This window comes from Kingella potus, from assembly GCF_900451175.1.
Classification (GTDB): Bacteria; Pseudomonadota; Gammaproteobacteria; order Burkholderiales; family Neisseriaceae; genus Neisseria; species Neisseria potus.
In genome coordinates, this window is the sequence record NZ_UGJJ01000001.1 from 1,327,561 (window position 1) to 1,341,526 (window position 13,966).

Annotated in this window: 13 protein-coding genes, 1 tRNA gene and 1 pseudogene; 6 read left to right on the forward strand and 9 right to left on the reverse strand. The window is 58.3% G+C overall.

Features of this window, described 5'->3' with window-relative positions; genetic code table 11:
* Together folC and rpe are read right to left on the reverse strand one after the other, a co-directional pair.
* Positions 1-1,317: a bifunctional tetrahydrofolate synthase/dihydrofolate synthase gene (gene folC, locus DYE40_RS06130; RefSeq protein ID WP_115308328.1), complete on the reverse strand. Its 1,317-nt coding sequence runs from the start codon at positions 1,315-1,317 to the stop codon at positions 1-3.
* Between the two features lie 93 nt (positions 1,318-1,410).
* Positions 1,411-2,091 carry a ribulose-phosphate 3-epimerase gene (rpe, locus tag DYE40_RS06135; protein WP_115308329.1) on the reverse strand — a complete coding sequence of 227 codons (681 nt, stop codon included), beginning with the start codon at positions 2,089-2,091 and terminating at the stop codon, positions 1,411-1,413.
* A 244-nt stretch (positions 2,092-2,335) separates the two neighbouring features.
* Here rpe and DYE40_RS06140 point away from each other — a divergent pair, with 244 nt between their 5' ends.
* From DYE40_RS06140 to DYE40_RS06170, 6 genes are all read left to right on the forward strand, one after another.
* Positions 2,336-2,758: a Spy/CpxP family protein refolding chaperone gene (locus DYE40_RS06140; protein WP_115308330.1), complete on the forward strand. Its 423-nt coding sequence runs from the start codon at positions 2,336-2,338 to the stop codon at positions 2,756-2,758.
* A gap of 203 nt (positions 2,759-2,961) precedes the next feature.
* Positions 2,962-3,213 carry a DUF1289 domain-containing protein gene (locus DYE40_RS06145; RefSeq protein ID WP_115308185.1) on the forward strand — a complete coding sequence of 84 codons (252 nt, stop codon included), beginning with the start codon at positions 2,962-2,964 and terminating at the stop codon, positions 3,211-3,213.
* A 33-nt stretch (positions 3,214-3,246) separates the two neighbouring features.
* Positions 3,247-3,585: a hypothetical protein gene (locus DYE40_RS13270; RefSeq protein WP_425451177.1), complete on the forward strand. Its 339-nt coding sequence runs from the start codon at positions 3,247-3,249 to the stop codon at positions 3,583-3,585.
* Positions 3,586-3,768: 183 nt separating this feature from the next.
* A tRNA-Ser gene (locus tag DYE40_RS06155) sits at positions 3,769-3,861 on the forward strand.
* 1,007 nt (positions 3,862-4,868) lie between these two features.
* Positions 4,869-7,262 carry a TonB-dependent hemoglobin/transferrin/lactoferrin family receptor gene (locus DYE40_RS06160; protein WP_115308186.1) on the forward strand — a complete coding sequence of 798 codons (2,394 nt, stop codon included), beginning with the start codon at positions 4,869-4,871 and terminating at the stop codon, positions 7,260-7,262.
* 705 nt (positions 7,263-7,967) lie between these two features.
* Positions 7,968-8,597 carry a biliverdin-producing heme oxygenase gene (locus DYE40_RS06170; RefSeq protein WP_115308188.1) on the forward strand — a complete coding sequence of 210 codons (630 nt, stop codon included), beginning with the start codon at positions 7,968-7,970 and terminating at the stop codon, positions 8,595-8,597.
* A 575-nt stretch (positions 8,598-9,172) separates the two neighbouring features.
* Here DYE40_RS06170 and DYE40_RS06175 read toward each other — a convergent pair.
* The 7 genes and pseudogenes from DYE40_RS06175 to DYE40_RS06205 form a co-directional block, all read right to left on the reverse strand.
* Positions 9,173-10,525, reverse strand: a complete 1,353-nt coding sequence (locus DYE40_RS06175) for a serine hydrolase domain-containing protein (protein ID WP_115308189.1) — start codon at positions 10,523-10,525, stop codon at positions 9,173-9,175.
* Positions 10,526-10,588: 63 nt separating this feature from the next.
* Positions 10,589-11,320 carry an SDR family NAD(P)-dependent oxidoreductase gene (locus DYE40_RS06180; RefSeq protein WP_115308190.1) on the reverse strand — a complete coding sequence of 244 codons (732 nt, stop codon included), beginning with the start codon at positions 11,318-11,320 and terminating at the stop codon, positions 10,589-10,591.
* A 127-nt stretch (positions 11,321-11,447) separates the two neighbouring features.
* Positions 11,448-11,765, reverse strand: coding sequence for a DUF2834 domain-containing protein (locus DYE40_RS06185; protein WP_115308191.1), 318 nt, complete (start codon positions 11,763-11,765; stop codon positions 11,448-11,450).
* Between the two features lie 178 nt (positions 11,766-11,943).
* Positions 11,944-12,384, reverse strand: coding sequence for a hypothetical protein (locus DYE40_RS06190; RefSeq protein ID WP_244732331.1), 441 nt, complete (start codon positions 12,382-12,384; stop codon positions 11,944-11,946).
* Positions 12,385-12,426: 42 nt separating this feature from the next.
* A complete protein-coding gene (locus DYE40_RS06195; RefSeq protein WP_115308192.1) occupies positions 12,427-12,978 on the reverse strand; it encodes a hypothetical protein in 552 nt (183 codons plus the stop codon).
* Positions 12,979-13,041: 63 nt separating this feature from the next.
* Positions 13,042-13,134: pseudogene (locus tag DYE40_RS13275) on the reverse strand (NAD(P)/FAD-dependent oxidoreductase); the annotation flags it as partial.
* A 242-nt stretch (positions 13,135-13,376) separates the two neighbouring features.
* Positions 13,377-13,955 carry an NAD(P)H-dependent oxidoreductase gene (locus DYE40_RS06205; protein ID WP_115308193.1) on the reverse strand — a complete coding sequence of 193 codons (579 nt, stop codon included), beginning with the start codon at positions 13,953-13,955 and terminating at the stop codon, positions 13,377-13,379.
* Positions 13,956-13,966 lie beyond the last annotated feature (11 nt).

The following is a 13,966-nucleotide window of genomic DNA, read 5'->3' on the forward strand; positions in this document are numbered from 1 at the left end:
TTATCCCGCCGCGTGGTGTCCGGTGGGTTTGTCGGTTACCGTCATGACTTCGGCTATGGTGTGGAAGGAGCCGAAAGCGGCGATTCTATCATTTTCGCCGCTGTCCGCCAAAGCGGTGCGGTAGGCTTGGGCAACGCTGGGAAAGAGGCGGATTCCGCTGATGCCGTGTGCTTCGAGTTTGGCTTTTATCGCTTCGCCGCTCATGCCGCGCGGCAGGTGCAGGGGGGCGACGTACCAGATGTCGAATTGGTCTTTGAGGATGGAAACCACGCCGTCTATGTCTTTGTCGGCAAGGATGCTGAATACGGCGGTGCGCTTTTGGGCGAAGGGCAGGCCGATGAGGTTTTGGCGCAGGGCGCGGGCGGCGTGCGGGTTGTGTCCGACATCCCATACGGCGAGGGGGCGGCCGGGCAGCACTTGGAAGCGGCCGGGATTTTCGGCTGCCAGCAGGCCGCGTTTGATTGCGCCTGCGTCCACGGGAAGTTTGGCGTTGAGGCATTCGACGGCGGCGAGGGCGGCGGCGGCGTTGCCGAGCTGGTAGCTGCCGCGCAGGGCGGGCATGGGCAGGGCGTTGCGGTTGCGTTTGAGGCCGTCTGAAAAGGTGGCGCTGTGTTCGGGGTGGAAGCGGAACGACCATTGCCGGTTTTCCAGTTTGGAGAGGCTGTAGTCGCGCTTGTACAGGAGCAGATCCGCACCGATTGCCTGTGCGTGGGCAGCAAGGCTTTGCGGCGGCGGGTTCTGGCCGCAGACGGCGGGGCGGCCGCTGCGGAAGATGCCGGCTTTTTCGTAGCCGATTTGTTCTATGGTGTCGCCGAGAAAGGTTTGGTGGTCGAGGTCGATACTGGTGATGACGGATACGTCGCCGTCGAATGCGTTTACCGCGTCCAGCCGCCCGCCGAGGCCGACTTCGAGAATCATGACATCCACTCCGGCACGGATGAAGATGTCGGCAGCGGCCAGGGTGTTGAATTCGAAATAGGTCAGCGAGATGTCGCCGCGTGCGGCTTCGATGCGTTCGAAGGATTCGGTGATGAGGCCGTCTGAAACGGGTTCGGCGTTGAGGGCGATGCGTTCGTTGTAGCGCAGCAGGTGGGGGCTGGTGAGGGTGCCGGTTTTGAAGCCTGCTTCTTTATAAATGCGGGTGAGGAAGGCGCAGACGGAGCCTTTGCCGTTGGTGCCGCCGACAATGATGACGGGGCAGGCGGGGGTGAGGTTCATGCGCCGCTTTACTTCGCCGACGCGTTCCAATCCCATATCGATAAGGCCGCCGCTGTGGGCGGTTTCGAGGTGGGCGAGCCATTGGCCGAGGGATTTCATAGCTTGCTTTCTGTTGCCTGTGGACGTGTTTGTATTTGTCATTGAGGCCGTCTGAAAACCTTTTGGGGCTTTTCAGACGGCCTCTCTTTAATTTCAGACGGATTTCGCGAGGGCTTCGCGCATTTGTGTGATGACGGCGCGGTAGTCGGCTTGGCCGAAGATGGCGGAGCCGGCAACGAAGGTGTCCGCACCGGCGGCGGCGGCTTGGGCGATATTGCCGGCCTTGATGCCGCCGTCCACCTCCAAAGCGATGCGCCGCCCGCTTTGTGCTTCGTATGCGTCAAGCAGGGCGCGGGTTTGGCGCAGCTTGGCGAAGGTGTGCGGGATGAAGCTTTGTCCGCCGAAGCCGGGATTTACCGACATCAGCAGCACCATGTCGAGACGGTCGAGCACGTTTTCCAAAACGGAAACGGAGGTGGCGGGGTTCAGCACCAAGCCGGCCTGGCAGCCGCGTTCGCGGATGAGGGCGAGGCTGCGGTCGATGTGGCGGCTGGCTTCGGGGTGGAAGGTAATGATGTCCGCCCCCGCGTCGGCAAAGGCGGCGATCAGGCTGTCTACCGGTTCGACCATCAGATGTACGTCTATCGGCACGGAGGCGTAGGGTTTCAGCGCGGCGCACACCATCGGGCCGAACGTGAGGTTGGGCACATAATGGTTGTCCATCACGTCAAAGTGGATCAGATCCGCGCCCGCTTCGATAACGCGGCTGACTTCTTCGCCCAGTCGGGCGAAATCGGCGGACAGGATGCTGGGGGCGATACGGAATTTCTGCATACGGATTCTTTCGGAAACGGTTGGATGCCTGCGGGTGTTCCAAACGGCATAAAAACAGGATTTATTGCGTTTTTGCAACATAAAATCCCCGTTTTGAGGCTGTGTCGGGAGCAGGATTGCGCCATATCGGGCCAATCGAAGTTTGTTTTACCCAAGTTTACGGCTATTATACTGTGTTTATCAGGCCGCTCCCGTATATTTCCGAATGCTCCAACCGCTGACGACAAAGCCGAGAAAGAACAAAGTGCTTAATCCCAAACAATGCCGCTTCCTGCGGGCCGCCGCCGTTTCCGGCCTGCTGTGCTGCCAGCCATTCCTTCCCGCCGCCGCCCTGACCATTCAGGATTTCCAGCCCAACTGCGACATCCGCCAGCTGCGCCTGACACACGAACAATACGAAGAGCTGCGCACCCTGCGCGCCGAATACAAACAGGCCGTCGAACGCCACAACGTGCAAAGCCGCCACAACGAACGCACCCGCCGCGACCACCTGCTGCGCATCCTGTCCAATTCCCAGTTTGACGAGCGGCTGGCACACCGCTATATCGGCGAACGTTACGAAACCGGTTTGCAGTTTGCCGAAGACGAGCTGGGCATCCAATACAAATTCTACCAACTGCTCAATCCCGACCAGCAGCGCGAGTGGATACAGAAATGCCTGAACTGAACGGCGGGCGGTAATTGATATATTGGAACGGAAGCCTGTGCCGCCGTTCCTTTTTTATGCCCGCTTTTTTCAGACGGCCTGTTGTCCCGCCTGCCGCACAATGTCAGAATACAGGGACAAAATCAAAATTTAAGGCATAACTGTGCCTTGCCGCACAGGCCGTCTGAAAACCCCTATTCGGCGTAACGCAAACAAGACACCGCATGGAACAGCCAGATTTCTTCGACATTCCCAGCCCCTGCATCGGCGTATGCCGCACCGACAGCAAAGGCTACTGCGTCGGCTGCCTGCGCAGCCGCGAAGAGCGGCTCTACTGGCTGAAAATGACCGACGGACAAAAACACCAAGTCATGCGCCTGATTGCCGCCCGCCGCAGAAAAAACGGGCAACCCCGTCCGATACACAGCCAAAGTTTCCCGGAAAACACCGGGCAGCAAGGCTTTGATTTCGGATAGAGGCCGTCTGAAAACCAAATCTGGAGCAACAACATGAATCCCGTCCGCATTGCCGCCCTGCTGCTACCGCTGGCTTGCGCCGCCTGCGAATACAGCGACACACCCTACGGCCGTTACGCCCGCATCGACCTGCCCGTAGAAAGCCGCACCGTCATCAACAAAACCGTTACCGTCAACGCGCCGCCCGGCACCACCGTCATCTACGGCGATGCCACCCCCGCTTCCGCCTATGCAGGCTACGACTGCTACTACGACCGCTACAACCGCCGCCGCTGCATACCGCACAACCCGCCGCCGCGCGGCGTATACCGCATCGAAGGCGGCAGCGGAGACATCCGCCAAAGCTACGAAGGGCGCGGCTATTCCTTCTGAAACACCGTTCGCGAAACACAGAGCCGCCCGGGCAGCGCGGCCAGGACGCAGCCCGGGCGGATTTCCAAAATGCCGGATATTTAATCTTTTTTCCGTCATTGCCTTACCGGATGCATCCGGCAAAACCGCCGCCACGGGATTGACAGCGCAGACGCGCCTGCGTATAGTCCGCGCTTTCTGCACGGAGTAATGGCTGAGAGGCTGAAGGCACTTCCCTGCTAAGGAAGCATGTGGGGTCAACCTGCATCGAGGGTTCGAATCCCTCTTACTCCGCCAAGCATTACACAATCCCCCGACGATTCGGGGGATTTGTTTTTTGGCAAAACCAGCCGTGAAAACGGCGCGGAATCTGCGCCGGACCCGTTCGCACGGCACCATCTTTGCCACACCACGGCAACGACGGGAAACAAAGCAATAGGCCGTCTGAAAATCTGAAATTGCGGTTTTCAGACGGCCTTTTTTCCGTTTTGCAAACTGCCCGCCGTATAAGCCGTCGCTTAATATTCAAAACCGCGTGCGTGTCTTGCCCACACACCCTATCCGGATTGCCGATGTAGGGTGTGTCGCACCGCGACGCACGCGTTCCCTGCCGCAGCTCAAATCACCGCAGCGCAGAGGCCGTCTGAAAACCGCAAACGGAATTTTGCACACGAGGAATCAGGATTTTCAGACGGCCTTTTCTCCGTTTTGCAAATTGTCCGCCGTACAAGCCGTCGCTTAATATTCAAAACCGCGTGCGTGGCTTGCACGCACACCTTATCCGGATTGCCGATGCAGGGTGTGTCGCACCGCGACGCACGCGTTCCCTGCCGCAGCTCAAATCACCGCAGCGCAAAGGCCGTCTGAAAGCACAAATGTTGTTTTCAGACGGCCTTTTGCCTTTTCTGCACACCCGTTTGCAGTATGGGCGGATATTTTGTTATGCCTTGTAAAAAATAAATTGTCTTCTGTAATCTTTTCGTAGATAATCCGCATTATTATAAATAATAACGAACACAATTACATAAAAGAAAATCCTGCCGCGCATTCGGGCCGTTTGGTCTGCAAAGCGGCGTTCGGGGATGGAGCCGCATTTGCGGGAAAACGGCCGGAGCGGCTGCTCCGCTGTGCTTCCGAAGCGGCACGCGGTTTGCCGGTGTGCCTTTGTCTTCCTCCCTGAAATGAGCGGCATTGCCGGACGGATTTTTACCTGTGTGCCACCCGGGCGCATACCGTTCCGCAATGGGCGGATGCGCCGGTGCAGACCGTTATTCGTCAATCATTCGTTTTGATAAGGAAACCCCATGAAACACCACAACACACTCACGCCGCTCGCGCTCGCAGTCGGCCTGCTTTTCAGCGGCACGCTTTACGCCGCCGATGCCCCCGATGCCGCTGCCGACAGCGCGGCCAATCCGGCCGAACAAAGCGGCACGCTCGAACAGGTTAAAGTGAAAGGCCGCCGCCACGCGCCTGCGGCGACGGAGCGGGTAAACGCCGAGACCATTCAGGAACAGATGGTGCGCGACAACCGCGATTTGGTGCGCTATTCGCCCGATGTGGGCGTGGCCGACCAAGGCCGCCATCAGAAAGGCTTTGCCATTCGCGGCGTGGAAGACAACCGTGTCGGCGTGAGCATCGACGGCGTGGGTCTGCCCGATTCCGAGGAAAATTCGCTCTACAAACGCTATGGCAACCTGAACACTTCGCGCCAAAGCATCGATCCCGAGCTTGCACGCACCGTTGAAATCGTCAAAGGTGCGGATTCGTTCAACCAGGGCAGCGGAAATTTAGGGGGGGGGGTTAATTACCGCACCCTTGCCGCCGCCGACATCGTCCAGCCCGACAACAAACTGGGTTTCCTGCTGCGCAGCGGCTTTGCCAGCAAAAACCGCGAATGGGTCAATACATTGGGCACGGGTTACCAGGGTGAGAAAGCCGAGGCGGTGCTGATGTATTCGCAAAGGCGCGGGCACGAGATGAAAAGCAATGGCGGATTTACCCTGCCGGATGACAGCCGCAAAACCCGCGAATACGGCAACAGCCGCCAGATTCCCGACGCATCCGAGCATAAAAACCACAGCTTTCTTGCCAAATGGTCGTGGCGTTTCAGCGACAGTCACCATGCAGGCCTGTCGGTAAGCGGCCAGCAGGGCAGCAATTACATTATTGAAGATTCCGGCGTTTGGAGTCAGAGCGCATACCGCGAATCCGACGACCGTTTCAAACGCCGCACTTGGAACACTTTCTACGAATTTACCCCCGATTCCGACTGGCTGGCTTTGGTAAAAGCGGATTTCGATTATCAGAAGGCAGTTACTTCCGCCTACAACTACGAAGGCTACCGCGCGAGATACGATTGGCGTGGCCAATATATCGAACGCGAGCCCAGCGACGACAACATCCGCATTTTCACCACCCGCTTGAAACGCCTGTCGCTGCGTGCCGACAGCCAGCCTTTGGATTTGTGGAAAACACAGCACACGTTTTCGCTGAAAGCGGCCGCCTCCCGCCGCGATTTCGACATTCTGCACAGAGACAGATTCTTCGTCAGCGGCGCATGGACTCCCTACCAAGAGTCCAGCATGATGTATCCGGTCAAAACCTCGCAATACAATTTTTCGCTGCACGACCGCGTTACGTTCAATAAAACCTTTTCCGGCTATGCCGGCCTCCGCTACGACCACACCAAAGTGCAGCCGCAGGACTTGAACGGCCTAAGCTGCCGCAACTGTCTGACCCCCAAGCCGGCCGACAGCACATTCAAAGGCTGGAGCTGGGTACTCGGAGCAGATGCGAAACTGAACGACGCATGGAAACTCGGATACAGCATCGGCACGGGCTTCCGCATCCCCAATGCTTCGGAAATGTACTTCGACTACCGGGGCAACGCGGCAGGAGAATGGCTGTCCAATCCCAATCTGAAAGCCGAGCGCAGCCTGACGCAAAACCTCAACCTGCAAGGCAGCGGCGCAGCGGGCAATCTGGCGGCCAACCTGCACTACACCCGTTACAAAGATTTCCTCTATGAGCAGGAAGTGCTGGTGCGTGAGGCTAACCCGTCCTATCCCTGGTACAGCCCCAACCCCTACCGCTACAAACCTTTCCAACAAATGCAGAATATGGACAAGGCCAAAATCTACGGCATCGAACTGACAGGCCGTCTGAATTTGAACAGCTTTACGCCGCTGCCCGAGGGCTTGAAACTGTTTGGCACACTCGGATACAGCAGGGGCAGCTTGGCGGGAGACGCGGATTTGCTCTCCATCCAGCCCTTTAAAACCGTGGTCGGAATCGATTACGAACAGCCCGCAGGCAAATGGGGCGTGTTCTCCCGCCTGACCCATCAGGGAGCGAAACACGCGGGCGATGCGAAATACAAAAACTGTAACGGCGCAAGGCGTGATGAAGGCGTGTGCACCTACGACACATGGCCGCATCTGAACAAATCGGCTTGGATATTCGATATATTCGGCTATTACAAACCGATCAAAACCCTCACTTTCCGTGCGGGCGTGTACAACCTGTTTGACCGCAAATACCACACATGGGACAGCCTGCGCGGCCTGAACATCACCGGCGGCCTAGTCAATTCCGTAGGCGTAGGCCCCAACCGCACCTACGGCGGCTATCCCGGCCTCGAACGCTTCTACGCCCCCGGCCGCAACTATGCCGTGTCGCTGGAATGGAAGTTCTGACAAACAGAAAGAAAGCCGCTTGTGCGGCTTTTCAGACGGCCTCTTCTATATCGGAGGCCGTCTGAAAACAAGAAAAAGCTGCGCAGCAGCTTTTTTTGCGTTTGGGCGGCACAGCCTGCGGCGGGTTTGCTGCTTGCCGGTTTTTTGGGACGCGTGCGTCGCCTTTGGGCGACACACCCTACACAAGGTAATCTGCGTAGGGTGTGTGGCGCAGCCACGCACGCGGCTGTTGTTTTTTCAGGCGGCCTTTTCTGTATCGGAGGCCGTCTGAAAATAAGAAAAAGCTGCGCGGCAGCTTTTTTGCGTTTGGGCGGCACATCCTGCGGCGGGTTTGCTGCTTGCCGCTTTTTTAGAACGCGTGCGTCGCCTTTGGGTGGCACACTCTACACAAGGCCAATCTGCGTAGGGTGTGTGGCGCAGCCACGCACGCGTTTTATGCTGTCCGACGGTATTTTCAGACGGCCTGACTTCTGTGGCGCGGCTCTTGCTTCATGTTTTCGTGATACTAAAAAATCGTGAAGTTTCAATATCTTGAAATTATAAAATATTTGCCTTTCCGGATTTTGTCGGGCATAATCCGTCCGTGTTCGGATAAACGTTTGCATTACTGCCGTTTTTGCAGCAATACGTTTTTTTCTGATTTTTCAGACGGCCTTTTCCGTCTGCGCCAACCTGTTTCACAACCCGTCAAATAAAGGAAATATTATGAGCAGCGACACCCGTAGCGAACTGACTTTCGCCAAAAAACTGAAAGAGCAGACCACCACCATCCACGACAGCGTGGACAATTTGGTGATGTCGGTCGAGCCGTTTGCAAACAATGCCAATTACATCAAGTTTTTGAAACTGCAATCGGTGTTCCACAAAGCGGTGGACCATATCTATAAAGATGCGGAGCTGAACAAGGCGATTCCCGAGCTGGAATACATGGCGCGTTATGATGCGGTGGTGAAGGATTTGGCGGATTTGGGCGAGCAGCCTTATGCCTACGACAAAGAGCTGCCGCACGAAAGCGGCAATAAGGCCATCGGCTGGCTTTATTGCGCCGAAGGCTCGAATCTGGGCGCGGCATTTTTGTTCAAACACGCGCAGAAACTCGATTTCGACGGCGAAAAAGGCGCGCGCCATCTGGCTCCGCATCCCGCAGGGCGCGGCAAACACTGGCGGGCTTTTGTGGAGCTTTTAAACGCGCTGCCGCTGGACGAAGCGGCGCAGGCCGAGGCGATCGAGGGTGCGAAAGAGGCGTTTGCCTTCTATAAGGTGGTGCTGCGCGAGACTTTCGGCCTGCCCGCCGGTGCGGAAGCCCCCGCAGGTATGCAGGCACACCGCCATTAAGCCTGCTTCCTTGAAAGCATTGAGGCCGTCTGAAAAGTTTTCAGACGGCCTTTTGCTGTTTGGCACGTGGCTTGCGGCGGGCGGCTTTGGCAAACCTGCAAACGGTTTGTTTCGGTTTGTCGTGAGACAAAATAAAAGCGGGCACTTGTGCCGAGAAGGGCGCAGCGGATGATGGGGCAGGGTGCGTCGCCCTAGCGGCTTACGCGGTTTCAGAATACCTGTAAACCAAAGAACGCGTGCGTTGCCTTTGGCGACACACCCTACACAAGGGTCAATCTGCGTAGGGTGTGTGGCGCAGCCACGCACGCGGCTGTTGTTTTTCAGACGGCCTCTTTGCATCGGAGGCCGTCTGAAAACAAAAAAAGCTGCGCGGCAGCTTTTTTGCGTTTGGGCGGCATATTTTGCGGCGGGTTTGCTGCTCGCCGGTTTTTTGGGACGCGTGCGTCGCTTGGGCGACACACCTTACATAAGGCCAATCTGCGTAGGGTGTGTGGTGCAGCCACGCACGCGGTTTTTGCGGCAGTTCAAATCCGTTGCTGCTTGTCGGACGCGTGCGTCGCTTTTGGCGACACACGCTACCTGCCGCCCGCCGTTTCTTCCAGCCACAGGCGCACGGTTTTGCCGTTTTTAAAATCGGCGTTGCCTTCAAAGGTGCGGTGTTCGCAGATGACGCGGTAGTCGCGTTCTTTGACCGGGCCGTTGTTTTGGTGGCGGGTGGGTTCGGCGCGGCAGCGGCCTGCGTCGGCGAATTTGGCGTGCAAATCTTTCAGACGGCCTTTGGGGACGGCGGGGTGGGGTTTGCCTTGTCTGATGCGCTGCAACACGCGCTCGAAGTCGCGGGTAAGGGCGGGGTAGCGGTCGGCGATGGCGGCGTTGGTTTTTTTGTAGCGGGGGTTGGCGCGTTCGGCGATGCCTTCGATCAGGGCTTCGGTGTCTGTGCCGGCGAGGTTGGTGAGGATGACGATGTCGGTGCCGTCGCCTTCGTAGCGGCGCAACTCGGTGCTGAAGCCCTGCCATGCGCCGGGGTGGCCGCTCATGGGGCTGCCGTCGGGGGCGGGTACGAGCGACCAGCCGAAGCCGTAGGGGTAGGTGTCGCCGTTGCTGAGGCGGGCGGGGGTGAAGATTTCGCGCCATGACTCGGGGCGCAGGATTTTGCGCCGGCGCACGGCTTCGAGCCAGCGGCGGTAGTCGTTGAGGGTGAGGTAGAGCGAGCCGTCGGCGGTTTGGTTGTGGTAGGGGGCGACCCATTCTTGGTTTTTCAGGCTGCCGTCGTTGTCGTCCAGCTCGTAGCCTGCGGCGCGGTTTGGCACGATGTCGCGCTCGCTGATGACGCGGGCGGAGGTCATGCCCAGCGGTGCGAATACGCGTTCGCGCAGGATTTCGCCGTAGTGTTTGCCGGATACGCGGGTGATGATTGCGCCCAATAGGGCGTAGCCGTTGTTGCTGTATGCCCAGCGGCTGCCGGCTTTGAATTGCAGCGGTGCGGCGTAGATGCGGCGCAGCATTTGTTTTTCGCTGCTGTTTTGCTGCCAGTCGGTTTCGGTGCTGCCGATGCCGCCGGTGTGGTTGAGCAGGTGGCGCACGGTAACCGGCTGCCAGCTTTTGGGGGCTTCGGGCAGGTAGGTGCGCACGGATTGGTCGAGGCGGATTTTGCCGTCTTCCGCCAGCAGCATCACGGCGGCGGCGGTGAACATTTTGCCGATGGAGGCTGCCTGAAATACGGTGTCGGGGCTTACGGGGACTTGGTGTTCCACGTTTGCCAGCCCGTAGCCCTGCTGTTTGACGATGTTGCCGTTTTGGTAGATGCCCAGCGCGATGCCGGGGATGTGGCGGCGTTGCTGTTCGGCGCGGACGTAGTCGTCTATGGGGTCGGCTTGGGCGGCGGGCAGAAGGGCGGCGAGGATGAGGGCGGTGAGGGTTTTTTTCATGGGATTGGCTCCATGTCGGTGCTTTCAGGCTGCCTTGCTTTGAGGCCGTCTGAAAAGCGGGGTTTAGCCGTTACGCAAAATACGGTAGGCAAGATTCGGTGCGATGCGCAGCAGTTGTTTGAGCAGGCGGGTTTTGCCGATATAGCATTCGTTGCGGCCGTTTTCAATGGCGCGGATGATGGCGGCAGCGGCCTCTTCGGGCGTTATTTTGCCCGAACCGCGTCCGTCGGTCATGCGGGTGGCTACCAGCGGCGGGACGATTTCCTGTATTTTGACATGCGGTGCGGCAGTTTCGGTCTGATAGCGCAGGGCGCGGGTGAAGTTGTGCAGACCAGCTTTGGCGGCGCAGTACACCGGTGCGCTTTTTTTCGGTGCCAGTGCCAGCGCGGTGGTGATGTTGACGATTGCGCCCTGCTGCTGTTTGGCGATAAGGGGCAGCAGGGCGGCGGCAAGCGCGACGGGGGCTTCGAGGTTCAGCGCCAACTCTTGTGCGAGCGTGGTTTGCAGGGATTGTGCTTCGCCGCCGATGAAGTCGAGCGGATGCTGTATGGCGGCATTGTTAATCAGGACGGAGGTATCGGGGTGTTCGTTGCGTATCCGGCTGACGAGGTCGGCGCGTTCGGCGGGCGAGGCGAGGTCGCAACGGTAGTAAACGACACCGTGCAGCGGGTGTTCGGGGCGGCTGCGGGCGCAGGTGATGACGCTTGCGCCACGGCTTTGGAGCTGTGCGGCAAGTGCCGCGCCGATGCCGGACGTGCCGCCGGTTATCAGGATTTTCTGTTTGGCAAGATTCATGGCTTTCCTTTCTGTGCGGCCGTCTGAAAGTTTTTCAGACGGCCTGTATATGGTTTGAATGTTTTGCGGGACGGGTGGCTGGCTTGGGCTGCCCCGCCATCCCCAAGCCGCGTTTAGGTAATACTGTTCAGCCCTTCTCTTGGCGGATTGCCGTCTCACGCAACAGCAGAAACAGCGGCAGCGCGAAAGAAACGCCGACCGCCAAGCCCAAAACCGACCACATCATCTGTTTTTTCCCCAGCCTGAACGACTCCGACACCGCAAAAGCAATAAAAACCAAGGCCGAAATAATAACATCGAGGGCAAAGAAGGTGCTGGTGCGGCTGTCAAACAATTCTTTGAAAAACAAGCCCGCATCAAGCCCGTTTTCCACAACAAACAGGCAAAACGGGGTTAGGGGCAGCACCGCGCCGACCAAGCACAGCAGGACATAGAGCTTAACCATTCCGTCTCCTTGTGTTTTTTACAAAGTATTTTCACGAACGTGCCAAGGGGTCGTGCCGCGTCAAACCGCAACTGCCGCACGGTTGGCAAAACAACAGCCAAAAAACCGCATCGGTTTGCCCGCCTCCGCCCAAACGGCAGGGACGGTCTTGCTTATGGCCGCCGTTGCTCGGCTTGCGTCAGGGTTTCAGGCTGCCTCTGCCTGCCTGCTTCGGCACGGTGCTTATGCCTGCCGCGCACCCCACAGCATCAGCGCGGCGCAGATGAGGAAGAGTATCCATTGTCCGAGCAGCAGATAGTTTGTTCTTTTGGGCGCGGGCGGCTGCGAGCTGCGCCAGCCATGCGATGCTCCACGCGGTAAGGTAGGCGGCAAGCAGACAGGCGGCGGTCTGTTTGTCGGCAATGATGTCGGTAAAGGCGAGCAGCCATGATGCGGCGGCTAGCAGCAGCAAATCGATGCTGGCGAGCTGGAACACGCAGGCGGCCTGCAACCAGTGCCGCTCTGTTTGCGGGTTTGGCGCATGGGGGCGCAGCGCGGCGGTTTCGCGCGTGCCGATAAAAAAGTGGGCGGCCAGTGCCAGCGTGATGAGGACGGCGGCGGCAAAAAAGGGGATGTTCACGGCGGTTTCCTTGTTGGCGTGACGGACGGGGTTTCAGGCTGCCTATCCGTTTTCCCATTCGATGCCGCTGATGTGCGGATGGGCGCGTAACACGCTGTCCAGCGCGGCGGCGAGTCTGCCTACGGCGGGGCGGGTGTCCACCGCGCGGAACAGGCGTTTGAGCGGGCGGACGGCTGGGCGGTCGGGCGTGATAAAGCAGCGGAATGCCGGCTCTCCGCCGTCGTCCATATTGCCGCAGCCGAGATAGAGCGGGAAATCGGCGTTGGCAAAGGCGATTTCCCAACCCCAGTCTTCTGCGTAGCAGTCGGTTACCGCCAAGCCGTGCGCGGGCAGTTCGGCGGCAAGCCATTGGGCGAGTTTTTTGCCGTAGCATTGCGGGGCATTGACGGTGTCGTTTTCTACGGGCGCAAAGGCGTTGGAGCGGAAGGTAACGGTGGTTTGCATGGGGTTTTCGGGGCTGGTGTGTTTGGGTTTTGCCGAATTTGCCGTGTTCGTTTTCAGGCTGCCCTGATGCCGTCTGAAAGGCAGCCTGAAAACGGGCGCAGCGGGTTTCAGCGAAGCTAAAACGCTTTCGGCTTGCCAATCGCTTGCCATAGGGCTTTAGCTTTGCAGAAGCGCGTAAACCCGCTTTCAGACGGCATCAAAGCCGTCCAGCCGTTATTCAAACGCCAAACCGCCCGCCGGCTCTGCCCGCGTGTTCAGGCGTTGTTCCGATTTTGCTACAAACGGGTTTGCGGTATCCCACGCATATTGCCTGCCTGTTTTGGTGAAGCGTCTTTCGGGTTTTCAGACGGCCTGTTTTCGTTTGGCGGTATGCATTGTGCGGGCGGCGGGATCGGTTGGAAAGTTTGTCTGCCTGCTGTGTTTTCTGCCGTTGGCTTTTGGGTTTTCAGGCTGCCTGTTTTGCTGTGTCAGGCCGTCTGAAAAACCGTTTCAGACGGCCTCAAAAGCTGCCTGAAACCTGTTGGCGCGGTTTTCAGGCTGCCTTGTGCTCAGGCAAACCGTTGCCGCACTTTGTGCAGAAACGCTTCGCGTTGGGCGGCGGTGGAAGCGGTGATGCCGCCGAAGTTCAGCCATTGGCGTTTTTGGAAGCCGAACTGTTTCATCACCACTTTGACAAACACGCGCTTGATGGGGTTGCCGAGTACCAGCGCAAAGGCAAAATTGGGGGCGGTGGAGGTGGTGATGAGGGTGGCGGTTTTGATGTGGGTGAGCAGCCCTTTGGTGCTGTGTTTTGTGGGCAGGTAGGCAAACTGCTGTTTCATCACTTTGTCGAGAAAGCCTTTGCTCATGGCGGGCAGGCTGCTCCACCAAATCGGGCAGATAAAGATGATTTCGTCGGCGGCGCGGATGAGGGCCTGGTATTTTTCCACCAGCGGGTCTAAGGTCTGGCCTTTGCCGAACAGGGCGAGTTCTTCTTTGCTGTACACGGGGTCGAAGCCGTCGGCGTGCAAATCGATTACGTCATGGGCGCGGTTTTTGGCGGCCAGCGCGGCGGTTACGGTTTGCAAAACGGCGTGGTTGAAACTTTTTTCGTAGGGATGGTCGTAAACAATCAGGGTGCGGGACATGGTGCGCTCCT

Bases quoted from the DNA above. Each gene is read 5' to 3' on its own strand.
- DYE40_RS06175 (WP_115308189.1), bottom strand. From the start codon at position 10,525: ATGAAAAAAACCCTCACCGCCCTCATCCTCGCCGCCCTTCTGCCCGCC.
- DYE40_RS06180 (WP_115308190.1), bottom strand. From the start codon at position 11,320: ATGAATCTTGCCAAACAGAAAATCCTGATAACCGGCGGCACGTCCGGC.
- rpe (WP_115308329.1), bottom strand. From the start codon at position 2,091: ATGCAGAAATTCCGTATCGCCCCCAGCATCCTGTCCGCCGATTTCGCC.
- folC (WP_115308328.1), bottom strand. From the start codon at position 1,317: ATGAAATCCCTCGGCCAATGGCTCGCCCACCTCGAAACCGCCCACAGC.
- DYE40_RS06205 (WP_115308193.1), bottom strand. From the start codon at position 13,955: ATGTCCCGCACCCTGATTGTTTACGACCATCCCTACGAAAAAAGTTTC.
- DYE40_RS06185 (WP_115308191.1), bottom strand. From the start codon at position 11,765: ATGGTTAAGCTCTATGTCCTGCTGTGCTTGGTCGGCGCGGTGCTGCCC.
- DYE40_RS06160 (WP_115308186.1), top strand. From the start codon at position 4,869: ATGAAACACCACAACACACTCACGCCGCTCGCGCTCGCAGTCGGCCTG.
- DYE40_RS06195 (WP_115308192.1), bottom strand. From the start codon at position 12,978: ATGGCAAGCGATTGGCAAGCCGAAAGCGTTTTAGCTTCGCTGAAACCC.
- DYE40_RS13270 (WP_425451177.1), top strand. From the start codon at position 3,247: ATGAATCCCGTCCGCATTGCCGCCCTGCTGCTACCGCTGGCTTGCGCC.
- DYE40_RS06170 (WP_115308188.1), top strand. From the start codon at position 7,968: ATGAGCAGCGACACCCGTAGCGAACTGACTTTCGCCAAAAAACTGAAA.
- DYE40_RS06145 (WP_115308185.1), top strand. From the start codon at position 2,962: ATGGAACAGCCAGATTTCTTCGACATTCCCAGCCCCTGCATCGGCGTA.